Consider the following 25,481-nt stretch of genomic DNA (forward strand, 5'->3'; position numbering starts at 1 on the left):
CGGGCGCGGGCGTTCAGTCGATGAGGTCGTACGCCGGGATCGTGAGAAAGTCGGCGTAGTCGGGCGCCAACGCGACCTTCTCGAACAACTCCCGCGCCTGCGGGTAGTGTCCGCGGGCGAAGGCGTCATCCCCGACGGCATCGCGGATCTTGGCGAGTTCCTCGTCCTCGATCCGGTGGACGAGGTCCGGGGTCACGATGTCGCCGGTGTCGAGCTTGACGGAGTTACCGATCCACTGCCAGATCTGGGAGCGGGAGATCTCGGCGGTCGCGGCGTCCTCCATCAGGTTGAAGATCGCCACCGCGCCGTTGCCGCCGAGCCAGGCGGCGAGATACTGCAGGGCCACTGAGATGTTGCTGCGGAGGCCGGCCTCGGTGACCGAACCCGGCGTCGACTTCACGTCCAGCAACTGGTCGGCCGTGACCGTCACGTCGTCGCGCAGGCGGTCGAGTTGGTTCGGCCGGTCGCCGAGGGTCGCGTCGAAGACCTCCTTGCAGATCGGCACCAGGTCAGGGTGGGCGACCCAGGAGCCGTCGAAGCCGTCAGAGGCCTCGCGTTCCTTGTCAGCGCGCACCTTGGCGAGCGCGGTCTTGTTGACCTCCGGGTCGCGCCGGCTCGGGATGAACGCCGCCATCCCACCCATCGCGAAGGCGCCACGACCGTGGCAGGTCGCCACCAGGAGTTCGGTGTAAGCCCGCATGCAGGGCGCTGTCATGGTCACCGCATTGCGGTCGGGGAGGACGAACGACGGACCCGCGTCGCGGAAGTTCTTGATGATGCTGAAGAGGTAGTCCCAGCGCCCGGCGTTCAGGCCCGAGGCATGCTCGCGCAGCTCGTAGAGGATCTCCTCCATCTCGAACGCCGCGGGAATCGTCTCGATGAGGACCGTCGCGCGGATCGTACCGGCCGGGATGCCCAGTCGCTGCTCGGCGAAGGTGAACACGTCGTTCCACAACCGGGCCTCGAGATGGCTCTCCATCTTGGGCAGGTAGAGGTACGGTCCGCTCCCCCGGTCGAGAAGCTCCCGCGCGTTGTGGAAGAAGTGAAGCCCGAAGTCGACCAGCGCACCCACCAGCGGCTTGCCGTCGAGCCGCAGGTGGCGCTCGTTGAGGTGCCACCCGCGCGGGCGTACGACGATCGTGGCGAGCGGGGCATCCTCGCGCAGCGTGTACGACTTACCGTCGGGCGAGCTGAGGGAGATCTCGCGGCGGATCGCGTCCCGCAGGTTGACCTGGCCGCCGATGACGTTCGCCCAGTGGGGTGTGTTGGCGTCCTCGAGATCGGCGAGCCAGACGTTCGCCCCGGAGTTGAGGGCGTTGATCGTCATCTTCCGCTCGGTCGGCCCGGTGATCTCCACCCGCCGGTCGAGCAGGTCGGGCGGTGCCGGCGCGACGCGCCAGCTCGGGTCCTCGCGGATCTCCCGGGTCTCTGGGAGGAAGTCCAGCCGGCCGGTACGCGCGATCTCGGCCCGGCGCTCGCGCCGCCGGACCAGTAGCTCGTCGCGGCGGTTCCCGAACCGCTCCTGCAGCTCGCCGAGGAACGCCAGCGCCTCGCCAGTCAGCACCTCCTCGCCGCGCTCGACCTGACTGCCCGTCACCGTGACATCCACCACGATCAGCGCCCTCCTCGGTGTACCCGTGCGAACCTCGCGCACAGGGGCGCGTTCCGCAGAAACGAGCCCCGCTGCCACGTCTAGCACATCCGCGAGGGGCTCCGCAGGAGCACGTCGAGGATCGGCCGTGGCAAGCGGTAGGACCTTTTGACAGCGGCTGGGAGGATAAGCGGCGTGCCCGAGGGACGATCAGGAGCGCCCGCACGCCTCATCGCGTCCGTAGCGCCCGGAACCCTCCTGAACCCCCTCAACTCCTCGATGATCGCGGTGGCGCTGGTCCCGCTGCAGCATGAGTTCGAGGTCGGGGTCGCGACCTCCAGCTGGCTCGTCTCCGGCTTCTACCTCGCGGCGGCGGTCGGGCAGCCGCTGATGGGGAGGTTCGTCGATCTCTTCGGCGCGCGGAGGATGTTCCTGGCCGGTCTCGGCCTGGTCTGCGCGGTGTCGGTGGTGGCTCCCTTCGCCCCGGGCTTCTGGTGGCTGGTGGGTGCCCGGGTCCTCCTGGCCTTCGGGACCTCCACGGCCTATCCCGCCGCGCTCGTGCTGATCCGGGCCGCCGCCGCGGGACCTGGGCAGGGCAGCGCGGGCGGCGGGCGCGGGCGTACTCCCAGTGCTCCCAGCTCACCAGCCGGGGCACTCGCCGCGCTCAGCATCGCGGCCGCGACCAGCGCCGCACTCGGCCCGGTGATCGGCGGGTTCCTCATCGCCTCGGCCGGCTGGCAGGCGGTCTTCCTCGTCAACGTGCCGGTCACCGCGGTCGGCGCGCTCCTCGCGATCCGGTTCCTTCCCCGCCTGCCGCACCCGCCCCGGCAGCGCGGCGACCTCCTGAAGACGCTCGACCTGCCGGGCACCGCGCTGTTCACTGCCACCCTCGCCGGTCTGCTGATCTTCCTGCTCTCCTTGGCCGACCATCCCCAGTGGTGGTTGGTTCCTGCGGTGGTCGTTCTGGGTGTGCTCCTCGTCGTCCGCGAACGCTCGACGGCGGTGCCCTTCCTCGACGTACGCGGCCTCGCCGCCAACCGCCACCTCTCCTCGGTCCTCATCCAGCAAGGCGGGGTGAACCTGGTCTTCTACTGCGTCTTCTTCGGACTCCCGTTGTGGCTGGGGTCGGTGCGTGGGTTCACAAGCGACACCGTCGGTCTGCTCGTCCTGCCCGTCGCGGCGATGGGCGTCCTGATGACGCCGGTCGCCGCCGCGATGGTGGGCCGCCGGGGATCCCGGGCGACGCTCGTCCTCGGCTCGGTCGTGCTCCTCGTCGCCGCCCTCACCATCCAGGTGCTCGACGACTCCACGCCGCTGGTGATCCTGGTCGGCGTCGCGCTCCTCTTCGGGATACCGGGCGGGTTCAACAACCTCGGCCTGCAGACGGCGTTGTACGAAGCCAGCCCGCCGTCGCGGATGGGGTCCTCGGGTGGGTTGTTCCAGACGTTCCGGTACCTCGGAGCGATCCTGTCGACAAGTGTGCTCGGCATTGTGTTCGAGCACGAGCTGAGTAGTCGCGGCCTGCACCAGGTCGGACTGATCATGACCTGTGCGTCCGTGGTCCTGGTGATCCTCGCGCTCGCCTGGCACGGGACCGCGCGCCGAGTCCGCGCCAGCGTGGACGACCTCTGAGGGCTCGGCGCGAGGCTGGCCGGTATGGGCCGACCTGCCCGCGCTTCGACGCGTTAGCGTGGGGTCGAGCGGGCAGGGTTGGGGGTGGGCCCGGACGGGCGAAGCCCGTGCGGGGCCGGAACAGCACCGTCGCCAGCGCGACCAAGCCGGGCGTGGCGCGGAGGGGCGGCAGCCATGAACGGCGGAGGGCGAGCGCCTATGAACGCCATCGAGCACCTGCGAGACACTCTGCGGGCGATTGTCGGGCCGGCGGGCGTCATCTCCGAGCCCACCGAACTCCGGACCTACGAATGCGACGGCCTGGCCGGCTATCGCGTCACCCCCGCGCTCGTCGTACTCCCCTCATCGTCGGCCGAGGTGGCGGAGGTCGTGGCCGCCTGCCACCGCGCCCAGATCCCGTTCGTTGCCCGCGGCGCCGGAACCGGCCTGTCCGGCGGCGCCCTCCCCGTGGCCGACGGTGTGGTGGTCTCCCTGCAGCGGATGCGTGCCGTGCTGGAGGTCGACCCGACCAACCACCGGGCCGTGGTCGAACCCGGCGTCACCAACCTCGCGATCAGCCAGGCCGCGTCGGCGTACGACCTCTACTACGCGCCCGACCCGTCCAGCCAGCAGGTGTGCACGATCGGCGGGAACGTCGCGGAGAACTCCGGCGGCGCCCACTGCCTGAAGTACGGCTTCACCACCCACCACGTCCTCGCCCTCGAGGCGGTCCTGCCCGACGGCACGCTGGTGTGGCTGGGTGGTGACTCACCCGAGGTGGCCGGACCCGACCTGCGCGGGCTGGTGGTCGGCTCCGAAGGCACGCTCGCCGTCGTGACGAAGGTGGTCGTACGCCTGCTCCGCAAGCCCGAGACGGTCAGGACCCTGCTGGCGGACTTCCCCTCAATCGAGCAGGCGGCAGACACGGTCACCGGCATCATCGCCGCCGGCGTCGTCCCCGCGGCCATGGAGATCATGGACCAGCTCGCGATCGAGGCGTCCGAGGCGGCCGTGGGTGCGGGATACACCCTCGACACGCCCGCCGCCCTGGTCATCGAGCTGGACGGCCCGGCCGACGAGTGCGGCGAACTCTTCGAAACCGTGCAGAAGATCTGCCACGCGAACGGTACGACGAAGATCCGGATCGCCGCGGACGACACCGAACGTGCCCGGATCTGGACCGGACGGAAGGCCGCCTTCGCCGCGATGGGCCGGATCAGCCCCAACTACTTCGTGCAGGACGGCGTGGTCCCGCGTACCCGGCTGACCGAGGCGCTCAGCACGATCGCCGCGATGGGTGCCGAAGCCAGCCTGCGGGTGGCCAACGTCTTCCACGCGGGCGATGGCAACCTCCACCCCCTGGTGCTCTACGACGAGTCCCGGGGCGAGCACGACCGGGCCGAGAAGCTGTCCAAGGCGATCGCCGAACTCTGTGTCGACCTGGGCGGCTCGCTGTCGGGCGAGCACGGCATCGGCACGGACAAGGCGTGCTCGATGCCGGTGATGTTCGGCAAGGAGGACCTCGCGACGATGGACCGGGTACGCCGGGCGTTCGACCCCGACGGGCTCTGCAACCCGGGCAAGGTTCTCCCGACACCGCGGCTGTGCGGTGAGAAGCCCGGCCCCTACCGCCCGCACCCCCTGGAGGCTGCCGGTGTCATCGAGCGTCTCTGACCGGATGCAGGCACGCGACGTGCCCACCGTGCGACCGAGTGACCTGCGGCAGGCCCGCGACCTGATGTTCGAGGCCGCCCGGTCCGGCCAGCGGGTCCTCCTCCACGGTGCGGGCACGGCCCAGTCGTGGGGTGCGCCTGTGGGTGACGTCGACGTCGTCCTGGACACCACCGGGCTGGACCAACTCCTGGCGTACAACCCCGCGGACATGACCGTCGCCGTGGGGGCGGGTATGTCGCTGGCCGCACTGCAGGAGCGGCTTGACGGGCAGCGGGTGGCGCTCGACGCGGCGCGGATCCCACTCGGTGCGACGGTCGGAGGCCTGCTCGCGACCGCCGACGGCGGGCCACTTCGCGCGACGTACGGCACCCTCCGCGACCTCGTCATCGGCGTCACCGTCGTGCTGGCCGACGGCACGGTGGCCCGCTCGGGTGGGCATGTCATCAAGAACGTCGCGGGGTACGACCTCACCAAGCTGTTCTCCGGCTCGCTCGGCACCCTCGGCCTGGTCGCCGAGGTCGTCCTGCGCCTGCATCCGCTTCCGGAGGCGACCGCGACGCTCGCGGTTCCGTGCGACGTCGCGGCGGGGTTCGCCCACGCGACCGCCCTGCTTGCCTGCCCGCTGGAGCCTGTCGCCCTGGACTGGCACGAAGGGCGCCTGCTCATCCGGTTCGAGGGGACGCGTTCTGGGGTGGCGACGCGGGTACGCAAGGCGGTGGCCCTCGCCGCGTCGGGCGAGGTCCTCGAGGGCGCGGACGAGACGGCGGTGTGGCAGGCGCTCGCCGGCACCGTCGTTGGAGGCGACGGCGACACGGTCCTCCGCGCGGGGACGCGGCCCGATCTCCTCCCCCAGTTGGCCGCGCGGCTCGACGCTCTGACCACCGGACCCTCCGTCAAGGCAACCTTGACGTCCAGCGTCGGGATCGGCGTTCACACGGTACGTCTTCGCGGTGGTCAACCCGCCGAGCACGCGGCCGTCCTGGCGGGCTGGCGTTCTGAGGTTCTGGCCGCGGGCGGAAGCGTCACGCTGCACCAGCGGATCCCCGGGCTCGACGAGCTTGTTGGAAGTTGGGGCCGTGCGCCCGCGACGGCGCCGCTGCTGCGGGCGCTCAAGAAGCGAATGGACCACGACGAGCGGCTGGGCCCGGGCCGCTTCGCGCCGTGGTTCGCCTGAGGGGAGGGCGTACCTATGAGCCAGGACGTCGCGGAGTTCCAGGAACCCGGTGACATCTTCGCCTCGACCAGCGGCGGCGAAGGCACCGTGGACGAGCGGGAGCGGCACGGCAACTTCGACGCCCACCACCCACCGGCCAAGGAACTGATCGACGACTGCGTCCACTGTGGGTTCTGCCTTCCGACCTGCCCCACCTACGCCCTGTGGGGCGAGGAGATGGACTCCCCGCGCGGACGCATCTACCTCATGGACCTCGTACGCGAAGGGGACGCGGAGTTCGACGCGACCTTGGTACGCCACTTCGACACCTGCCTCGGCTGCATGGCCTGTGTCACCGCCTGCCCGTCCGGCGTGCAGTACGACAAGCTGCTGGAGTCGATGCGGCCCCAGATCGAACGCCACCATGCCCGCACCTGGCGCGACCGGGCGTTTCGCGGACTGGTCTTCGCGCTCTTCCCTTATCCTGCCCGGCTCCGCGTCGCGGCCCTCGGCGGGCTCCTCTACCAACGCCTCGGGCTGGCCCGAGCCTTGCGCCGCGGGCGGGTCGTCGACCGCCTTCCGGCCCGACTCCGCGCGCTCGAGGCGCTGCTCCCCGACGTGCGCCTGCGCGACCTCACGGGTCGTGTGCCGGAGCGGGTCGCGGCCGTCGGCACGCCAAGGCGCCGGATCGCGTTCCTGACCGGCTGCGTCCAGAGCGTCTTCTTCACCAAGGTGAACGCCGCGACCGTCCGAACGCTGGCCGCCGAAGGGTGCGAGGTCCTCATCCCGCGCGGGCAGGGCTGCTGCGGCGCGCTCAGCATGCACACCGGGCGGGAGCCTGAGGCGCTTGACCGGGCTCGGCAGACCATCGAGACGTTCGAGACGTACGACGTCGACGCCATCGTCGTGAACGTGGCCGGCTGCGGGTCTGCCATGAAGGACTACGGCGGGCTGCTACGCGACGATCCAGCCTGGGCCGACCGGGCGGCGGCGTTCGCGGCGAGGGTCCGCGACGTCACCGAAGTGCTGGCCGAACTCGAACCCCGCGCGCCGAGACATCCGATCGAGGCTCGGGTCGCCTATCACGACGCCTGCCATCTCGGCCACGCCCAGCGGGTACGCGCCCAGCCACGCGCGATGCTTCGCACCATCCCGGGTCTGGAGGTGGTCGACATCCCCGAGGCCGAACTCTGCTGCGGCTCCGCCGGCGTCTTCAACCTGCTCGAACCCGAGGCTGCCGCCGACCTCGGCGCGCGCAAGGTCGAGAACCTGCGCTCGGTCCATCCGCACGCCGTGGCCACCGCCAATCCGGGCTGCCTGCTGCAGATCCGCCGTCATCTGGGCGCCGAGCACATCCCGCTGATGCACCCCGTCGAACTCGTCGACGCGTCCATCCGCGGGACGGGCCTTCCGCGCTAGGGGACGGCCGTGCTGCCGCGGAAGAATCCGAGAAACGTCTTCCGGCGTTGGGGTCAACAGTGGGGATTTACGAGGGCAAGGGCGTGGCCATAACTCCGGCCACGCCCTACGTGGTGCGGCCGCGTTCCCGGCTGCCGAGGTCGCCCCTGTCGGCGCCGCGCGGCCACGTCTGGTTGCCCTGCATCACATCTGGGAGGTATTCACTAGATGCGCCCTGCGTCACCAAGACATTACCTATAGGGACCATGTCCAGGTCAAGACCTAGCAGTCAGTAAGTTCTTTCAATTTCGTCAATATCCCTTACAGCAAAGGGAAAGCGGGCACATTCGCATACACGCTGTAGCCATAAGGGGTTGTTTTGACACTGTCCGCGATCGCTATCTCGTGACTCCGCGCCCGCTCCAGGTCACGGGCCAACAGGTCCGCGCGCGATTTCCGCGGCCTGATGTGAAGACCCGCCCCTCGCTCTCAGACGACCTGGTGCAGCCACCGCACGGCAGCGCCGTCACCCGCGTGCCGGAAGGTTTCGAGTTCGTCGTCCCACTGCTTGCCAAGAAGCCGCTCGAGCCCGTCTTCGAGGGTGGTCTCGCCGAGGCTCGCCTTGACCATCGCCGCCTTCAGCCGATCCTCGGGGATGAGGATGTCGCCGTGCGGGCCGGTGACGGCATGGAAGATTCCGAGGCTGGGCGTGTAGGAGTAGCGGGCGCCCTCGCAGCCCTGGCTGGGTTCCTCGGTCACTTCGTACCGAAGTTGTTGCCACCCGCGCAGCGCTGAAGCAAGGGTCGCCGCAGTGCCCGGCTCGCCCTGCCAGGAAAGCTCGGTCCGGTAGGAACCGACGCACACTGGCTGGGCGGACCAGTCAAAGTTCACGCGCGCACCAACAACACCAGCGACGGCCCACTCCACGTGGGGGCAGACCGCCGACGGCGCTGAATGGACGTACAGCACGCCTCGTGTCGTCACCGAGACCACCTCTCCGGTCGAGCGAGCGCCTTCCCCAGCGTCCTCGTCGGGCAGATAGTCCAGTGCCGCGATCATTGTGCACGAACCAAGGACGACACGCCACGAGTCCCCCGCGTGTCGCGCGTCAGTCACGGCGTGTCGGGCGTGCGGGTCACCGTCAATCCGGCCTTGCGGGCGACCCGCGCGAACGCCGCGGCGTCCGTCACGGCCGCACCCCCAGGGTCGTTGTTGAAGTACACGTGAACATCCGCGTCGTCCTCATACGCCTCGGCGATCCGCTTCACCCAGGACGTCAGAGCCGCCTGGCCGTACCGCGGCCACGGCGTGGCCCGCCCCTCGTGGAAGCGGACATACGCCCACTCGCTGGTACGCCAGAGCGGCGTCAGAGGGTGCCCCAGCCGGTCGGTCCAGGTGAGCGCGGCCCGCTGCTCCTCCAGCACCCGGCGTACGTCATCCGTCCACCACGACTCGTGCCGTGGCTCGACGGCGACGCGGACGTCGGACGGGAACGCCGCGAGGCACTCCGCGAGCAGGTCCCGATCCGCACGGAGGTTGGGCGGGAGCTGCAGCAGGATCGGCCCGAGCCGGTCGCCAAGGCCGCGCGCATGCTCAACCAGCCTGCCGACGGGCTCGGCCGGCTCACGCAGGCGCTTGATGTGGGTGAGGTACCGGCTCGCCTTGACGGCGACCACCTCGTCACCGGGCAGGGCGTCGCGCCACGCCGCGAACATGTCGTACGACGGCAGCCGGTAGAAGGCGTTGTCCAGCTCAACGGTGGCGAAGTGGTCCGCGTAATAGCTGAGCCAGGCCCGCTGCGGCACCTCAGGCGGGTAGAAGGTCCCGCGCCAGTCGCGATAGCTCCACCCGCAGGTCCCGACGAGAATCGGCATGCCTCCACTGTGCCCAGCGGCTTGTCACGGGATGCGGCCGAGCAGCAGCAGGGACGCGGCGGCGGTGGCCAGCGCCGCGATGAGGCCGTAGCCCACCAACGCCGACGTGACCTCCTTCTGCTCCTTCGTGTATCCGATGGAGGAGCCGATATCGGAGTAGACCTGCTCCAACTCCTGACTGGACGCCGCGGTGTAGGTCTGGGCGCCGGTGGCCTCGGCGATCTGGCGCATGGTGTTCTCGTCGACCGGCACCGGCGTCCGCTGGCCCTCGATCTCGACCGTGCCGAACGGCGTCCCGAACGCGATCGTGTAGATCGGCACCTTCGCCGCCTGCGCCGCCTGGATCCCCTGCTCGACGCTCCGCCCGACATTCCGGTAGCCATCCGAGAGCAGGACGATGCGGGCCGGCGCCGGCTCCTTCGGATGCTGCGGATCGGCTGGCACCAGCTTGAGCGCGTCGAGGGACGTGAAGATCGCCTCGCCGGTCGCTGTCGACTGGGCGAGCTCGAGACCGTCGACCGCGCGGTAGACAGCCGTTCGGTCGGTGGTCGGCGGCACGAGGATGCTCGCCGTACCCGCGAAGGACACCAGCGCGATGTTGAACTTCGGCGGAAGGTTCTTGACGAACTCCCGGGCCGCGTCCTGGGCCGCCTTGAGCCGGGTCGGCTGTACGTCGTCGGCGCGCATGGAGATCGAGACGTCCACGGTGAGGACGATCGTCGCGCGTTCCCGGGGCACCTCCACCTCCAGCTGCGGCCGGGAGAACGCCGTGACCAGGAGGCTCACGGTGACGATCATGAGCGCTGCCGCGACGTGTCGGCGCCAACCGGGACGCTTGGGCGCCACCCGCGACAGCAGTGAGAGGTTCGTGAACCGCATCGCGTACTTCCGGCGGCGCCACTGCAGCAGGAGGTACGCCGCCACGAGTAGAGGGACGAGCAGTAGCAGCCACAGCCGTCCGGCAGCCAGGAACGTCATCCGGCGGTTCCTCTCGTCGGTGGACCATGCAGTCGTTGGGCGACCCGGCGGTGCCCGAGCACGAACCGCGCGGTGTCAGACACCCAGTCCCGGTCGGTCCGCAGGGTGAGGTGGGCCGCACCCGACCGCCGAAGGGTCGCGCGCACCCGCTCGCGGTGCGCTGCCGCAGCCTCGGCGTACCGCACTCGAAGCGCCGCGTCGCCAGTGTTGACCTCGCGGACCCCGCCCGTCTCGGGGTCGGTCAACCACACCACGCCGACGTCGGGCAGCTCCAGCTCCAGCGGGTCGAGCACCTCGACCGCCAGCACCTGGTGCCGTGCAGACAAGAGCTTCATCGCCCGCTCCCAGGGCAGCGGGAGCCCCGGGTCGTTGCCCGATCCGTCGAGGAAGTCGGACACGACGACCCGCAGACCACGCCGCTGATAGGCCCGCGAGAACTGGTCGACAGCGGTTGCGAAATCGTCGTCCGGCTCCTCCGGCTCCGTTCGCGGCTCGGCCAACAGCGACCGCAACAGCCCGTACAGCGCCAGTCGACCGGACCGCGCCGGCCAGCGGCGGATCCGGCCACCGCGCACGACCACCCCGCCGAACCGGTCGCCCAGCCGGTGGGTGAGGAAACCGACCGTGCCCACCGCGGCGACCGCGAGCTCCCGCTTCTCCAACGCGGCGGTACCGAAGTCCATCGATGCCGACATGTCGACAAGAACCCAGGTCTCGAGCTCCCGGTCGGCGATCACGTCCCGCACGTGCGGCGTGGCCGTGCGGGCAGTCACGGACCAGTCCATCCGGCGTACGTCGTCTTCTCCGGGGCGGTACGCCCGCGCCTCGGCAAGGTCGGTGCCGGGACCGGGCAACAATCCCAGGTGCTCGCCGTGCAGGAAGCCTTCGAGCCGGCGCACGATGGTGAGTTCCAGGCGACGCAGCGCCCGCTCGGGTGCGAGCCGGGCCAGGCTGAGCTGACCGGCGTTCCCGCTCGGGGCCGTCCGGCTCACCGGAACTCCGGTCGACCGGCCGCACCCTGCGTGTCCTGCCTCCAGACCGGACGGGGCGGCGGGACGACCGCGAGGACGCGTTCGACCACACTGGACGCCGACAAGCCGTCGGCGACCGCGTCGAATCCGAGGACGAGACGGTGCGGCATCACGTCCCGGGCAACGTCCTGGACGTCCTGGGGCAGCACGTAGTCGCGGCCACGCATCAGCGCCAGCGCCCGCGCGGACGACACCAGGCCGAGCGTGGCCCGTGGGCTGGCGCCGACCTCGATCACCTGGGTGAGCTCGGGCAGGTGGTATTCCACCGGCCGGCGGGTGGCGAGCACCAGGCGTACGACGTAATCCGCGACGAGCCGGTGGACGAACACCCGGTCTGCGGCCTGCTGCAGGGCGAGGATGCGGTCGGGGTGCAGGATCTGGCGCGGCGTCGGCGGATCGACGCTCATGCGTTCCAGGATCTGGTACTCCTCCTCGGCATCGGGCAGGTGGACGTCGACCTTGACGAGGAAGCGGTCCCGCTGCGCCTCCGGGAGCGGGTAGACGCCCTCGGACTCGAGGGGGTTCTGGGTGGCGATGACGATGAACGGCGCCGGCAACGGAAACGTCCGACCGCCGACGGAGACCTGGCGTTCGGCCATCAGCTCGAGCATCGCCGACTGCACCTTCGCCGGTGCGCGGTTGACCTCGTCGGCTAGGACGAAGTTGACGAACACCGGGCCGAGCTCGACGTCGAACGCTTCCTTGCTCGGCCGGTAGATACGCGTTCCCACGATGTCGGAGGGCACCAGGTCAGGGGTGAACTGCAACCGCGCGAACTCCCCGCCCACCACGGTCGCGAACGTGCGTACGGCGAGCGTCTTGGCCACGCCCGGGACGCCTTCGAGAAGGCAGTGGCCGCGGGCGAGGAGTGCCACCATGAGGCGTTCGACCATGTGCTCCTGACCGACGATGACCCGCTTCACCTCCTGCAGCGCCTCCGCCGCGAGCATCGCCTCGGCGCCGACCCCACTGCCCGGGCCCGAACCCGTGCCCGGGTGCGCGGAGGTCGGGTGGGTGGTGGTCGGGTGAGTGGTGCCCGGCGCCGGGTGGGCGGGCGTCGGGTGGCCGGGCGTCGGGTGGCCGGGCGCCGGCTGGCCGTCGCTCCCCGGCGTGGGGTGGGAGTCGCTCCCGGGCCAGGGCGCGCCGTCGACAGCGGGCGAGGCGGCCTGGTCGACCTCACCGCGTTCGGCGGGTACGGTCGCGTCCGGGTGATCCTCAGACATCCCGGCGGAGACCTCGCTCCGATCCGGCGTCGTCATGTGGCGGTTCCTCTCCAGACGGGGACGTCGTATCGTCGGGCGTCGCGACCAAGGGTGCCATCCCTGTGTGGGAGCCTCCGCGCGAACCTCATGTGGTGGGGGTAGGCCCAGGCGGGCGAAGCCCGCGTGGGGCCGGAACCCACACCGCGGGGGTGGGCCCAGGCGGGCGAAGCCCGCGCCGGGCCGGAACCACACCGTGTGTGCCTCAGTTCGTGTCTCACTGTGTGTACCTCACCGTCCTGACGCCTTCGACCGAAACGGGGTTATGAATGACCGAAGGCCTGCGCCCGGGTGATCCGACGACACTGGGGCTGTTCCACCTGCGTGGCCGCCTCGCCGAACACGAGGCCGGTGTGGTCTTTCTCGGGTACGACCCGACCGGGCGAGCCGCGGCGCTGACGGTGCTCCACGCCGGTGCGGCCGCCGACTCCGCCGTCCGTGATCGGCTCACCTCCGCCCTGGACGCACTCGCCGCACGCGGGCCGGAGCAGGTGTTGGGTGCGGCGCCGTACGACGCGGTGCCGTGGGTGGCAACTGCGTACACCGACGGGCGTCCTGAGGCGGCACTCGCGCTGCTCGACGCGGCTGGGCTGTCGGCGCCAGGGCCAGGACTCTTCACCGGACCCGGCGGTGGTCCGGCCGGACCTGACTTCGCTCCCCACTGGGCCGGTACGCCAGCCGCCCACATGGTCACTCCCCCACCACCTGCCGCGCCCGCCACGACGGCCATCCGGCCAGCTGACTCCAAACGCTCGCTGGCGATCCTCGCTCTGTGTGTCGCGGCGGCCCTCGTGGTCATCGTCGGCGGCGCCTTCGCGGCGAACGCGTTCTTCGGCGGGGATGACAAAGACACCGACGCTTCGGCGCCCGAGCAAACCCCAGGACTTCCCGGACCCGTCGACACCATCCCGGCCATGCCCGGCCCAAGCCAGTCGGCCACTCCCGCGCCGAGCCGCACACCGCCACCGTGGATGCCGACACCCGGGCCTTCCTACACCGGTCCCGATGGACCGGACGGTCTGGTGGCTGGACCGACCTTCGGCAAGGAGGAGCCGACGTACCCCATGGACCTCAACGAGTTCCCCTTCGACTTCCGGGTCCCGAAGACCTGGGGATGCATGAAGAGCAGCAAGGGCGGACCCGGTGTGGTCCGGTGGGTCTGCGTCGACGAGTCCTTCGCCTTCTCCGGCAAGCCGGGCAGGACGCCGGGCGGCATCATCGAGGTGCAGGACTGCCCGTCCCCGTGCGGGTCGTCGGAGTGGACCAAGATCCGGGACGACCGACTTCCCACCATCCCCACCAACTGGAAGCGCACCGACGACACGACGACGTACGCCGAGTGGACCGTCGGCGCCGGGGACACCACCGAGGTGTCGGCCGCGATGAGCCACGTCTTCGGCGCCAAACGCGGCGACGCTCCTGACACTCACGTGACCGTCCGGCTCACCGGCGCGCCCAGTGAGAAGAAGAACCTGCAGAAGATCATCAACGATATCCGCGCCAGAACTCCGTGATGATCGCCAGGAGCAGCGGCAGGGCGTCGGTGTCGCGCCAGGTCGCTCCCTCCATCCCGGGGATGGGCGGCGTGGTACACGGGGTCGGTTGGCCTGTCGGCGTGGACGTGGGCATTGGTGTCGGCGTGGCGCTGGGCGAAGGCAGTGCGCTGGTCGACGGAGAGGGACCGACCGACGGGCCGCCGGTTGGTGCGGTTGTCGGAACGCCGGCGCAGGACGGTGCCGGCGCGGGTGCGTCCGTCGGGCTCGGGTCCGGGGTGGGGCCTGGCGGCTCAGGAGTCGGCGTCGGGCTGGTCGGCTGGGGTGTCGGCGTGGGGTCGGAAGGTGCTGGAGTGGGAGGCGGCGTCGTCGACGGAGACGAGGAAGCGGACGGCGACGGGGACGGGGGCACGGTCGGCTCCACGGGAGCAGTCGGCCCGGGCGTCTCCGACGTACCTCCCGGCGGCGTGGGTACGGAAGCCCGACCGAGCGTGAGGAGGTCGCCGTCAGGTGGAGCGGCCCGGCCCATGGTGTACGCGTCGATCCAGGCCAGCACCCGCTCGACATAACTCATCGAGTGGTTGTAGCTGAAGATCGCCGTGGTCAGCTCCAGCCTTCGCGACAGGTCCCGGCCACCGTCGCAGAGGTAGATCCCGGTCGTCAGGGTCGCGTCGTACACATTGCGCGGGTCGGCTACGCCGTCACCGTTCCCGTCCGTGCCGTACCTCACCCACGAGCTCGGGATGAACTGCATCGGGCCCACCGCGCGATCCCACGTGGGGTCTCCGTCGTACCGCCCGCCGTCCGTGTCGGGAATGGCGGCGAACCGCGAACCGTCGAGCGCCGGCCCGAGGATCGGCCGCACCGTGTCGCCCCGCGTACTCACCGCTCCGCCAGCCGCGTGGTCTGACTCCACCTTCCCGATACCGGCGAGCATCTGCCAGGTCAGCCGGCACTCCGGCGCTCGGGTGACCAGGATGGCGGCGGCATTGCGGTACGCGTAGAGCACCGGCCCGGGAATCCCCAGCTCGCCGGGTGGTGACACGCCGTTGACGGTTCCCGGAGCTTCAGAGCCCAGCCGGCCGGCGTCGCCGCGGCGACCATTGTCGCCGGACACGGTCTGGCCAGGCGGGGAGCCGGGCGCGTCGTCCAGCCCGCCGTGTGCTGCGACGCTGGGTATGACCGAAGCCGCTATCGCCACTGCGGCAACGCGTACCGCTGTCCATAACTTCATCGGACATCCCCCCGGTCCCCTCACCATCGCACGGACCATCGGGGGATGGCGGGCCGATCCAGAACCTCACCCGGATGGGGTGTGCCGCGACGTGCTCAGCCTGGGCGGTGGGCCCGTCGCGACAACACGATGCCGGCACCCGCGACCGCGATCATCACCGCGTAGATCGGCGCGTACACCAGCGCGGGCGCCACCTGGCTGTGGAGCGTCGCGAAGATCACTCCGGCGAGACCGACAAGCGCGACGTTGCCCAACGAGTCCGACATCTGGGCGGCGGCGCCGCTCGCTCCGTGTTCCTCGGTTGGGGAGTACTCGAGAAGGAGCACCGACAGGCTCGCCGTCGCAAGACCCATGCCGAGCCCGGCGAGGACGCACCCGAGCGCGGCGGTCCACTGGGGTATCACTGGTACGACGGCGAGCAGGACGAGCGCCAGCCCCGAGGTCACGAAGACGGCGCCCACTCCGATCAACCGGGCCCGGGTCATCCGAAGACCCCGGCGACCCTGCCACCACGAACCCGTCGACCAGCCAAGCGACCCCACCGTGAGGACCAGTCCGGCGACCGTGGCGGACATGCCACGAAGTTCGATGAGCATGAGGGGGATGAACGCCTGCGCGCCGAAGAACGCGCCTGAGAACAGCCCGCGCAGCCCCACCACGGACGGAAGTCCGCGGGCGAAGCGGAGCGTCCCGGGCGGAAGCAGCCGCGGCAGGCTCAGCACGAGGAACGCGAGCCCGGCGGCAACCAGGAGCAGGCTCCACCACTGCCGCTCCTGCCCGGCGTACTGCAGGAGCCCGATGCCGGCCGCGGCGGCCAGCGCCCGGCGCTTGCGCCCGCGACGCGGGGCGGGCGGCTCGGCGTCGACGGCCGGAAGTCCGCGCAGCCTCGGCAGGACGAGGAACACCAGACCGACGGCGAGCGGAGCCAGCCCGAGGAAGACCAGTCGCCAGGTGGTGTGCTCGGTGACGGTGCCGGCGATCACCGGCCCCACGATCGACGGAAGGACCCACGCGCTCGAGATCGCCGAGAACACCCGCGGGCGCAGCGCGGACGGATAGGCCCGACCGACGATGACGTACATCGTGACGACGACGGCACCGCCGCCGAGTCCCTGGACCATGCGGCCAAGGACGAAGACCAGCATCGTGGGCGCCGCGCCGGCGATGACCAGCCCGGCCACGAACGCCCCCACCGCGGCGACGAACGGCAACACCGGACCGATCCGGTCACACAACTCCCCCGCCACCACGGTGGCGAACATGCTCGCCGTCATGAAGCCGGAGAAACCCCAGGCGTAGAAAGCAAGTCCGTGCAGCTCGGACACCGCCACCGGCATCGCCGTGTTGACCGCCATCGCCTCGAAGGCGATCAGGAGCACCAGGGTGACGATGCCGATGGTGAGGGCGCGGTACGGCGGGCTGAGCACGCCATCGGTAGCCGCGACGGGCGGGTTGGGGATGTCGGGGAGGTCGCTGGAGGAGCTGAGTTCTGACGCGTTCGGTGACCGGCTGGACGTACTCACGTCGAGCCACGTTAGCGGCCGGCGTCCCCGGCGCCATCGGGTTATCGTCCCGGACGGCGTACGTCCGGAGTCCTAGGTCCCCGCGTCCGCGCACTTTCCGGATGTCAGCCGGAGTTGGCCAGGAGTTCCCTCACGGGATCTTGTAGCCCGGTGGCGGGGCGGCCAAAGTATGGGCGGCCCAGACCCCGCTGGGAGGCCCAGCCAATCAGGAGGAGCCATGCCCGCCAAGCGCCTCGCCGATGCAGAAGCCTCGCCTCGCGCCGTGTTGCCCATGTCGGCACCCACGTCGTCATCTAGATCGCCATCCATGTCGCGTCGCATCGCCGCGCTCGTTCCGGCGGCGACCCTCACGGCAGCCCTCGCGGTCGCCACCGTCGCCACGACCGCGGTCACCACCACGGCCGTCGCGAACGCCCGTCCCGACGGTGGGACCGTCGAGGCCGCCACCCGGGTGGTCCAGCGCAACCGGCCGGACATCCGCGTACCCGTCTTCGCCCAGCACACCGGCCAGGCGTTGCTCGACCTTCGGGTCGCCGCACCGGGCACGGACTGGGCGGTGAAGGGCAAGGAATCAGCCGTTATGTCGGTGTACGTCGACGACCGGTACCAGACCAGCGTCGTCGTCACCGGCTCCGCACCCTTGAGCCAGCAGCTCGGCCTCGGCGCCCTGCGCGCCGGGCCGCACAAGATCCGGCTGCGGTTCGACAACGAACGATCGGCCGCCGCGGCCACCAAGGTCGAGGTCTCCAACCTCGCGCTGCAGACCTTCCCCCGCACCGATCCGTCATACCTCGCCCTGCGGTACGCCCCGATCATTCACGGACGTAGCCTCGCGGAGTTCGGGGACGCCAACCAGAACACCACGACGGACACGCCACTCATCGCTTGGCACGAGAGCGGTCCCGCCTCGACGCCGGGCCACACCCGTCTGACGTACTCCATCGTCTGGAGCAACGAGGACGGCGGCACGAACAGCCCGGCCCTGATGGCCCGGTGGGGACGTACCACCGACATCGAGTGGGTGTACGCCCTTGAGGTCGACGCGAAGGGCGAACGGGTGCCCGGAAGCGACGTCTACCAGGCGCCGAACCACGAGACGAAGCAGTTCCAGGGCAGCTACGACGGCGACCACGCACAGCTGCAGACCTGCACGTCCAACAACAACATGTGCGACAAGGTCGACAACCCGCTGAGGTTCTTCCCCTCCGCGCTGCAGACCCTGCCATCAGGCAAGGCCCGCGAGTACCTGATGGACGTCAACCCGTGGACCTACCTGGTCATGGCGAAGGAACTCATCCGCGAGGGCAAGGTCGAGGCGCCGTCCCCCGGCACGCCGTCGACGCCTGAGGTCAGCGACCAGCGCAACTACCTGTACGCCGTGGTGAAGAAGACCACCTCGGCCCCCAACTCCGGCTCGTCGTGGGTCGGTGTCGCCCTCGGGGTACGCCTGACCTCCGGCGAGACGATCTACTACTCGCACCACGACACACCCAACTGGTCGATCCAGCGGGACGCGCCGGCCGCGACGACAGTGGAGCTGCCGGCTGGTACGACCGTCGCGGACATCGCGGCGATCACCGCACACCGGGTCGTGGTGGGCACGGACACCGGCGCGTCGATCCAGGTCACCGGGATCGACCGGGCGTTCCTCCTCGGTACGGACTACCTGCCGCAGCCGTCGTTCCTCACCTGGTCCGGCGGCGTCACCGTCACCGCCGCGGAACCCTCCGCGGTGCTCTGGACCCGCTGATCACGGGTTCCACGTCGACGCTCGGTCAGAAGTGATTCTTCCGCGGAAGAACGGCATCCCCGCGTCTTCCGCGGAAGAATCGTCCGTCGTCGCCCGTCCACGTGTGAACCCCGCGCGACCCCCGGCCCGGACCCGGCGCCGCTGGCGAGCGCTCCGCGTCCAGTGCGGCGTGACGTCGCCGCGACCGGTAGCCTGGCCGTAATTTCCGAACCGGCGGTGGGGCTCGCCGGCCACAACCGCGGCGCCGGCGCCGCCAACGGTCCCTGGTGCGTACGACCGGTCCACGCATCAGGAGGGACGATGGCCGCTGACAGTTCGCAGCGAACGGTCGACCAGGACACGGCAGCCTGGCCGGGCCGGTTCCTCCGCCGTCTCCGATTCTCTCGCCGCCTTCGCTTTCTCACCCGCTTCCGCGCCCTCGACACGACCCTCGTGATCGCGATCGGCGGCGCTTTGGGCGCCCTCGCGCGCTACGGGTTGACGCTCCGCATTCCGCACGGGTCGCGAGGTTTTCCGTGGTCGACGTTCCTCACGAACGTGTCCGGCTGCTTCGCGATCGGGATCCTCATGGTGGTGATCCTCGATCTGCCCGCGCCCCATCGGCTGCTGCGCCCCTTCGTGGGCATCGGGATTCTCGGCGGATTCACGACCTTCTCGACGTACGCCATCGAAACCCGCCAACTCCTCCAGGTGGGTGAGCCCGCGACCGCCGCCGCGTACCTGTTCGGCACCCTCGCCGCCGCGCTCCTCGCGGTCTGGTGCGGCGCGCGGGGCACACGACTCTTCAGGCAGTTCCTCAGGAGGTCTCGATGAACTCCCTCGCCGGACCGGCCAAGCGCCTCACCATCTTCGTCGGGGAGGACGACCGCTTCCACCACCGGCCGGTCTACGCCGAGATCGTCCACCGCGCCCACCAGGCCGGGCTCGCCGGCGCGTCGGTGTTCCGCGGCATCGAGGGGTACGGCGCGAGCCGGCACGTCCACACGAGCAGATTCCTCAGCCTGTCGGAGAACCTCCCGTTGGCCATCGTCATCGTCGACACCGAGGAACGCATCGAGGCCTTCCTGCCGCAGCTCGACGAACTCGTGACCGCCGGACTGGTCATGGTGGACGACGTGCGGGTGGTGCGGTACGTGGGGCGGCAGAGATGACGGCCGTCCTCGCGGTCGTGCTCGGCGGCCTGATCGGCGCGCCACTGCGCTATCACCTGGACAGGGCGATCCAGACTCGCCACGAATCCGCCTTCCCCTGGGGGACCCTCACAGTCAACGTCCTGGGTTCCTTCCTCCTGGGGGTGATCGCCTCAGCCACCGAGTCCGGCGTACTCGGCGCGCTCGGCGCCCCCATGTACGCACTGGTCGGCACCGGCCTGTGCGGCGCGCTGACGACGTTCTCGACCTTCGGGTACGAAACGCTGCGCCTGCTGGAGGATGGCGCTCGGCTCCCCGCCGTCGCGAACGTGGGCGTGAGCCTGCTCGCCGGCCTGGGCGCGGCGTTCGCGGGCTTCGCGATCGGAATGGCAGTCTGGTCCGGCGGCTAGGCGGCTGGACGGGCTGTTGGGTGTGGCCGGGGAGGGACGCCAGGTGGACCCCACGGTGGATCAGCGGGTGTGCGCGGCCATCGTGCGCGACGGCCACATCCTGATGGTGCGCCATCGCGAGAGCGGACGTGCGTTCTGGACCTTGCCGGGTGGTACGGCCGAGCCGGGCGAGACGCTTGCGCAGGCCGCGGTACGCGAGGTGGCCGAGGAGGTACGGCTCGCCGGTGACGCCGGTCCGGTGTTGTACGAGCGGGCGTACGTGAGCGTGGATGGCAGGCCAGTCCGCGAGACCTGCTTCCTGGTCCGCGTACCCGCCGCCGCCGAGCCGATCCTCGGTCATGACCCCGAACTTCCTGAGGATGCGCAGGTGCTCGCCGAGGTCTGCTGGTTCGCCCTCGATGCGGTACGCGAGGACCGGCAGGTCTCCCGGGCGCTGCCCACCCTTCGCACTCATCTCACTATGAAAGATCGCGGTCTCGCATAGCGGTCAGCTGGCGGTAGCGTGCCAGGTATGACGACGCAGACCTGGGACCCCACGCTGTACGACGGCAAGCACGGCTTCGTCGCCGCCCTCGGCGCCGGCGTACTCGACCTGCTCGCGGCCCAACCCCGCGAACGCGTCCTCGACCTCGGGTGCGGCACTGGCGACCACGTCGCACAGCTGCGCGCAGCTGGCGTGGAGGCGATCGGTGTCGACGCGAGCGCGGAGATGATCGAGCGGGCCCGCGAGAAGTTCCCAGACCTGCCCTTCGGCGTCGCCGACGCCCGTGAACTGCCCTACGCGGACGAGTTCGACGCCGTGCTGAGCAACGCCACCTTGCACTGGGTGCGGGACGCCGCCGCGGCGGCCAGGTCGATCGCCCGCGCCCTCCGCCCGGGCGGCCGATTCGTGGCAGAGCTCGGTGGCGCGCGGAACATCGCGACGATCGCGGCGGCTGCCGAGGCGCTCCGCGACGAACTCGGCGTCTCCCCCTCCGCGTCCCCGTGGTACTTCCCGACCATCGCGGAGTACGCCCGCGTGCTCGAGGACGCCGGCTTCGAGGTGAGTCACGCCTGGCTCTTCGATCGACCGACGCCCCTCGAGGGCGACGATGGACTGGCGACCTGGATGAGGATGTTCGGGCAGCACCTACTGGTCGACGTACCCGACACTGAGGCGTTCCTGGACCAGCTGAGCGACCGCCTGCGCACCCAGCTCCACCACGACGGCACCTGGTGGGCCGACTACCGCCGCCTGCGGATCAGAGCAACCCTCACTCCGAGCTGACGGGTCCCAGGACGCCGCCGTCCAGCAGGGTGGGCGCACGGCGCCACGCCACCATCTCGGCGCCGCGTAGCTCCCAGCGGGCATCCCAGCCTGCCTTGCGTTCGGCCTCGTCGAGTTCGTACGACAACAGCCCGACCCGCGCGGCGACCAGCCTCCGCCACGGCGGCGGCAGGTCTGTTGACAGGCCATGCCGCAGGCACACTCCATGCGCTCGCGCCATCCGGTCGGCGTACGCCGGATCGGCGGCGACCAGGCCGAGGAGACGGCGGGTCCGAGCCACCGCCGCCTGCCGCCGCGCGCAGAGCTGGCAGGAAAGTTCGCGCCTGATCGGGGCGGCTCGACGGCTCGGCCACCACGTGGTGCGGGAGTCCACCTGCCGCAGGTACCCCTGGAGTTCCGTCCGCCACACCATCGCGACGTGCTCGATCACCGCCGCGACAGCCACGAGCAGACCCTCATCGGTGAGGGTGACCGAGGAAAGTTCTCCCGAGGTGAGGCGGAAGCTCGTCAGGTCACCGAGGTGCCGGGCGCACAACGTCGCGTCAGTGCGAAGCTCGGCGGACTCCTCCGGGCTGAGCCCCGTCAGCCAGTGGATGCCCCGCCACTCCGCGAGGTCCGCGGCCGCGCACAACGGACAGCACGGCCAGTCCAGCACAAGATTCGCATCCCCCAACGGACCATGATTCCGGGCGGCCTCCTCCGCTGCGAACACCCGCGTGAAGCCTTCCTCCCGGATCTTCCGGCGTCGGGCGAAGTCGGGATCGCTGCTGGTCAGATGTTCCCGGGCGGTCACCGTGTCCTTTCCGAGCCTGCTGTCGAGCAGGGTGGCCACAGCCCGCCCGACTGTGGGCCCGCCGCGCTCGATGATCGCCAGCCCGTGCGTCAGGCAGAGAGCGTCACCGGCGTCCATGAGGCGCCTGACCTCCGCGTCCACCAGGCCGGCGCGCAGAGTGCCGAGTACATCCGCCTCTGTCCGGGCAGCGGCCTGGCATGCGGGGCACGGGCCTGGCGTGACTGGGCTCGGCGCGGCCAACGCGCGGGCGCCCGCACGCGCGACGTCGGCGAACACCCACCGCGCGAGCCAGGACGTCGACGCGCCGAGGTCGAGTAGCCGGCGCGTGTGCGGCGCGCAGAAGCCGAATGAGCGCTCCAGGCGTTCACGCATCGCCAGGTCGACGCGGGTGTCGTTCTCGTACGCGAAGAACCACCGCCGCATTGAATCTTCCCGGGCGCGACAGACCGGACATCCTTCTCCACCCAACGCCGCGATCGCGTCAGCACGGACCTGCGCGTCGGGCCGTGGCGCGCGTACGCCCAGCACTGAGAGCCAGCGGCGAAATGCCATGCCGCCCAGTGTCGTCCATGGCCTCAGCGATGTGGGACGGCCACCTGTCGGTGGGTGCGGCTAGCGTGTCGACGTGACCGACGTTTCGCCTCCAGCGTCCGCGACGTACGCCGAGCTCGCGCCACCCGCACAGCTCGCGGCCGACGTCCGGTGCCTGTGGTGGTCGAGCTTCGGAGACCGGTCCGCGATCATCCCCGACGGCTGCCTTGACCTGATCGTCACGCCCGAACGGACATTCGTCGCCGGGCCCGACACCCGGCCCTGGACCTCGCAGTCTCCAGTCGGGATGGTGATGTACGGCATCAGGTTCCAGACCGGCCGCGCGAGCCGTGTCCTCGGCGTACCCGCGGACGCGTTGCGTGACCAGCGGGTCGATCTCAGCGACCTGTGGGGAGCCGCTGGTCGGCGTGCCACCGCCCGGCTCACCTCGGACCCGGGCCAGCTCGCTCCGCTGGTCACCGAGCGACTCCAGCGAACTGATCTCGCTGTGCCTGACCGTCAGGTCGACCTCGCGGTACGCAGGCTCCAGAGAGGTGCTCCGCGGGTAGGTGCCGCGTTGGCCGACCTCGCGGACCTCGACGTCAGCGAACGGCAGCTCCGGCGACGGTTCGCCGCCGCGGTCGGCTACGGCCCGGCGACCTTCCTGCGGGTCGCCCGCCTGGAACGGGTCCGCCACCGGGCCCGGACCCGACCAGACGCCACGCTCGCTGACCTCGCGGCCGACACGGGCTACGCCGACCAGGCGCATCTCGCGCGCGACTGCCGAGAGCTGGCCGGGGCGCCACCGAGCACGTTGTTGCGCGCTCGGTGACGCCCCGGAGGGAGTACCACTGAAGCCGGACGGGTGCTGCGGACGTGGGTGCCGGCGACCCTACGGCCGGGTCATGCCGAAGGTGTAGCTGCCGCTACCTCTGTAGGAAACGATCCGCCAGCGGTAGGTACCGGAGGTCCCGGTGTAGGTCACGTCCTCGTCGGGCGCGGTGCTGATGCCCTGCGCGACCGTGATCCAGAAGCTCCCGCTGAGCTTCTGGAGGTAGAGGTCGAAGTCGACGCCGCTCGGCCCGTCGAGGCACCCGCGGAAGGTGCCACCTCCCGACGTGAACGACGTACCGTTCGGCTGGATGGCGACGGCGCCCGTGCCCGACAGCGAGCCGGTGTAGACCGATGGCAACGCGGCGCATCCGGACGCCGGCGGCGGCTCCTGGCCACCGGCGCCGGTGTAGAGGAGGAGGTTCGGCGAACCCGAACCCGGGTTGCCCACGACCCCCTGCGTGGCGTTGCCCACCAGAGCGTTCCGCACCGTGCTCGGTGACGCCGACGGGTTGCCCTGGAGATACAGCACCGCCGCGCCAGTCACGTGCGGCGTTGCCATCGACGTACCGCTGATCGTGTTCGTGGCGGTGTCACTGGTGTGCCAGGTGGACTGGATGCTCGAGCCGGGCGCGAAGATGTCAAGGCAGGTGCCGATGTTGGAGAACGACGACCGCGCGTCGGTGGAGGTCGTGGATCCGACCGTGATGGCCGCGCCCACCCGCGCCGGGGAGTAGTTGCAGGCGTTCGCGCCCGAGTCGTTGCCGGCCGCGATGGCGTACGTCACGCCGTCGTTGATGGAGTTGACGACGGCGTTGTCCAGCGAGGTGGAGGCGCCGCCGCCGAGGCTCATGTTGGCCGCGGCGGGTTGACCGGCCGTGTGGTTGGACGTGACCCAGTCGATGCCCGCGATCACGCCGGCGGTGGTGCCGCTGCCGTTACAGTCGAGGACCCGCACGCCGACGAGCCGGACGCCCTTCGCCACGCCGTATGTCGCGCTGCCGACGGTGCCAGCAACGTGCGTGCCGTGGCCGTTGCAGTCGTCGGCGGAGCCGCCGTCCACGGCGTCGAAGCCGCTGACCGCCCGACCGCCGAACTGCTGGTGGCTGTAGCGGATGCCGGTGTCGATGATGTAGGCCGTGATGCCCGCGCCGGTTGGGGTGTAGGTGTAGCTGTTGCTGAGCGGAAGGTTGCGCTGGTCGATCCGGTCGATCCCCCAGGTGGCCGGCGACTGCGTCGTGTTGATGCTGACCTTCTGGTCAGCCTCGATGTACTTGACGTCGGGGTTGGCGCGCATCTTGTCGAGTCCGCGCTGCGACAAGGTGGCGGCGAAGCCATGCAATGCGGCGGCGTACGTGCGCTGGACTCGCCCGCCGGCGACCTCCGCCTCGGTGCGCGCGGACCGCGCCATGACACTCGACACACCATCACGGAGCACAACGATGTAACGACCCTTGAGGGCGGTCGTCCGCTCCGCACCGATCAGTGGTGCGAGGGTCGTCGCGCCCGACGAGGTGGTCGGGGCGACCGCGCCCGCGACTCCCGCGAAACCGAACGTGGTGAGTAGAGCAGTGGTGACGACGGCGAACGGACGTCGCCAGACATGTGGTGCCACTCGTACCCCTCCTTCGCGTGGGTGAACGCCCGTGAGGGGGTCTTCGGGAACGCCCGCAGCGGGTTTCGCCGCAACCAGAAATGCCAGCCGAAGGTGATGCCGCACTCTGCCGTCCCCGCCCCGAACCGCCCGGGCTGCCCTGATATGTACGGCCGGGCTTCGGGAGTTGTCCAGAGGTTCGACCTGGATCAGGCATGAACGTGCCAGCCTGTGATGATTTATCCGGGTGGCATCCGCGCCTGCTATACCCACGCGCCCCGAGGACGTCGTGCTGGCCACCAACGCCCGGATCCTGGAGCGCAGGCTGGCGGGGTTCCACCTCGATCACGACCTCG

Annotated in this window: 22 protein-coding genes; 12 read left to right on the forward strand and 10 right to left on the reverse strand. The window is 70.4% G+C overall.

Translation table 11 applies throughout. The annotated features are described in order from the left end of the window. Window positions 1-13: 13 nt before the first annotated feature. Window positions 14-1,612, reverse strand: coding sequence for a malate synthase A (gene aceB / locus B141_RS0123145; protein WP_020577570.1), 1,599 nt, complete (start codon window positions 1,610-1,612; stop codon window positions 14-16). Window positions 1,613-1,786: 174 nt separating this feature from the next. Between aceB and B141_RS42240 the strand changes: the two genes are divergently transcribed. The 4 genes from B141_RS42240 (at window position 1,787) to B141_RS0123165 (ending at window position 7,448) form a co-directional block, all read left to right on the forward strand. Then, the gene (locus B141_RS42240; RefSeq protein ID WP_020577571.1) at window positions 1,787-3,223 is read left to right on the forward strand and encodes an MFS transporter; all 1,437 of its coding nucleotides are present in this window, start codon (window positions 1,787-1,789) and stop codon (window positions 3,221-3,223) included. A gap of 198 nt (window positions 3,224-3,421) precedes the next feature. After that, a complete protein-coding gene (locus B141_RS0123155) occupies window positions 3,422-4,876 on the forward strand; it encodes an FAD-binding oxidoreductase (RefSeq protein ID WP_020577572.1) in 1,455 nt (484 codons plus the stop codon). After that, window positions 4,857-6,050, forward strand: a complete 1,194-nt coding sequence (locus tag B141_RS0123160; protein ID WP_202805878.1) for an FAD-binding oxidoreductase — start codon at window positions 4,857-4,859, stop codon at window positions 6,048-6,050. Before B141_RS0123155 ends, B141_RS0123160 begins: the two co-directional genes overlap by 20 nt. 15 nt (window positions 6,051-6,065) lie before the next feature. Continuing rightward, complete coding sequence (locus B141_RS0123165; RefSeq protein WP_020577574.1) at window positions 6,066-7,448, forward strand: (Fe-S)-binding protein; 1,383 nt, start codon at window positions 6,066-6,068, stop codon at window positions 7,446-7,448. 468 nt (window positions 7,449-7,916) lie between these two features. On the opposite strand, the gene B141_RS0123170 is transcribed toward B141_RS0123165, so the two are convergent. The 5 genes from B141_RS0123170 to B141_RS42245 are packed head-to-tail and all read right to left on the reverse strand — an operon-like array spanning window position 7,917 to window position 12,260. Then, a complete protein-coding gene (locus B141_RS0123170; protein ID WP_020577575.1) occupies window positions 7,917-8,486 on the reverse strand; it encodes a DUF3145 domain-containing protein in 570 nt (189 codons plus the stop codon). 53 nt (window positions 8,487-8,539) lie between these two features. After that, window positions 8,540-9,301, reverse strand: a complete 762-nt coding sequence (locus B141_RS0123175) for a DUF72 domain-containing protein (RefSeq protein WP_020577576.1) — start codon at window positions 9,299-9,301, stop codon at window positions 8,540-8,542. Window positions 9,302-9,325: 24 nt separating this feature from the next. Beyond that, a complete protein-coding gene (locus B141_RS0123180) occupies window positions 9,326-10,279 on the reverse strand; it encodes a VWA domain-containing protein (protein WP_020577577.1) in 954 nt (317 codons plus the stop codon). Continuing rightward, window positions 10,276-11,271 carry a DUF58 domain-containing protein gene (locus tag B141_RS0123185; protein ID WP_020577578.1) on the reverse strand — a complete coding sequence of 332 codons (996 nt, stop codon included), beginning with the start codon at window positions 11,269-11,271 and terminating at the stop codon, window positions 10,276-10,278. Before B141_RS0123185 ends, B141_RS0123180 begins: the two co-directional genes overlap by 4 nt. After that, window positions 11,268-12,260, reverse strand: coding sequence for an AAA family ATPase (locus B141_RS42245; protein ID WP_157181224.1), 993 nt, complete (start codon window positions 12,258-12,260; stop codon window positions 11,268-11,270). The genes B141_RS0123185 and B141_RS42245 overlap by 4 nt, the downstream gene beginning before the upstream one ends. A 578-nt stretch (window positions 12,261-12,838) precedes the next feature. Between B141_RS42245 and B141_RS0123195 the strand changes: the two genes are divergently transcribed. Then, window positions 12,839-14,083, forward strand: coding sequence for a hypothetical protein (locus B141_RS0123195; RefSeq protein WP_026257501.1), 1,245 nt, complete (start codon window positions 12,839-12,841; stop codon window positions 14,081-14,083). Here B141_RS0123195 and B141_RS42250 read toward each other — a convergent pair. Then, window positions 14,055-15,296, reverse strand: a complete 1,242-nt coding sequence (locus B141_RS42250) for a lytic transglycosylase domain-containing protein (RefSeq protein WP_169512963.1) — start codon at window positions 15,294-15,296, stop codon at window positions 14,055-14,057. The two genes, B141_RS0123195 and B141_RS42250, sit on opposite strands and share 29 nt — an antisense overlap. A 95-nt stretch (window positions 15,297-15,391) precedes the next feature. Then, window positions 15,392-16,819 carry an MFS transporter gene (locus tag B141_RS0123205; protein WP_020577581.1) on the reverse strand — a complete coding sequence of 476 codons (1,428 nt, stop codon included), beginning with the start codon at window positions 16,817-16,819 and terminating at the stop codon, window positions 15,392-15,394. A gap of 307 nt (window positions 16,820-17,126) precedes the next feature. On the opposite strand from B141_RS0123205, the gene B141_RS0123210 reads away from it, so the two are divergent. The 6 genes from B141_RS0123210 to B141_RS0123235 all read left to right on the forward strand — a co-directional run bounded on the left by B141_RS0123210 (window position 17,127) and on the right by B141_RS0123235 (window position 21,376). After that, on the forward strand, window positions 17,127-18,569 hold the full coding sequence (locus B141_RS0123210) for a hypothetical protein (RefSeq protein ID WP_020577582.1): 1,443 nt from the start codon (window positions 17,127-17,129) through the stop codon (window positions 18,567-18,569). Between the two features lie 300 nt (window positions 18,570-18,869). Beyond that, on the forward strand, window positions 18,870-19,382 hold the full coding sequence (crcB, locus tag B141_RS0123215; protein ID WP_084678468.1) for a fluoride efflux transporter CrcB: 513 nt from the start codon (window positions 18,870-18,872) through the stop codon (window positions 19,380-19,382). After that, a complete protein-coding gene (locus B141_RS0123220; protein ID WP_020577584.1) occupies window positions 19,379-19,720 on the forward strand; it encodes a DUF190 domain-containing protein in 342 nt (113 codons plus the stop codon). The genes crcB (B141_RS0123215) and B141_RS0123220 overlap by 4 nt, the downstream gene beginning before the upstream one ends. Then, entirely contained in the window at window positions 19,717-20,109 is a 393-nt protein-coding gene (gene crcB, locus B141_RS0123225; RefSeq protein WP_020577585.1) for a fluoride efflux transporter CrcB, read from the forward strand. Before B141_RS0123220 ends, crcB (B141_RS0123225) begins: the two co-directional genes overlap by 4 nt. Before the next feature lie 43 nt (window positions 20,110-20,152). Then, window positions 20,153-20,593 (forward strand): NUDIX domain-containing protein, encoded by a 441-nt coding sequence (locus B141_RS46005; protein ID WP_020577586.1) that lies wholly within the window; start codon window positions 20,153-20,155, stop codon window positions 20,591-20,593. Window positions 20,594-20,620: 27 nt separating this feature from the next. Continuing rightward, entirely contained in the window at window positions 20,621-21,376 is a 756-nt protein-coding gene (locus B141_RS0123235; protein ID WP_020577587.1) for a class I SAM-dependent methyltransferase, read from the forward strand. On the opposite strand, the gene B141_RS0123240 is transcribed toward B141_RS0123235, so the two are convergent. Beyond that, entirely contained in the window at window positions 21,363-22,721 is a 1,359-nt protein-coding gene (locus tag B141_RS0123240) for a hypothetical protein (RefSeq protein ID WP_157181214.1), read from the reverse strand. The two genes, B141_RS0123235 and B141_RS0123240, sit on opposite strands and share 14 nt — an antisense overlap. 73 nt (window positions 22,722-22,794) lie before the next feature. Here B141_RS0123240 and B141_RS0123245 point away from each other — a divergent pair, with 73 nt between their 5' ends. Next, entirely contained in the window at window positions 22,795-23,532 is a 738-nt protein-coding gene (locus tag B141_RS0123245) for a helix-turn-helix domain-containing protein (protein WP_020577589.1), read from the forward strand. Window positions 23,533-23,592: 60 nt separating this feature from the next. Here the strand turns inward: B141_RS0123245 and B141_RS0123250 are convergent, their stop codons facing one another. Continuing rightward, window positions 23,593-25,146 (reverse strand): S8 family peptidase, encoded by a 1,554-nt coding sequence (locus B141_RS0123250; protein WP_020577590.1) that lies wholly within the window; start codon window positions 25,144-25,146, stop codon window positions 23,593-23,595. Between the last annotated feature and the right edge of the window lie 335 nt (window positions 25,147-25,481).

This window comes from Actinopolymorpha alba DSM 45243 (assembly GCF_000373925.1).
Lineage (GTDB): Bacteria > Actinomycetota > Actinomycetes > Propionibacteriales > Actinopolymorphaceae > Actinopolymorpha > Actinopolymorpha alba.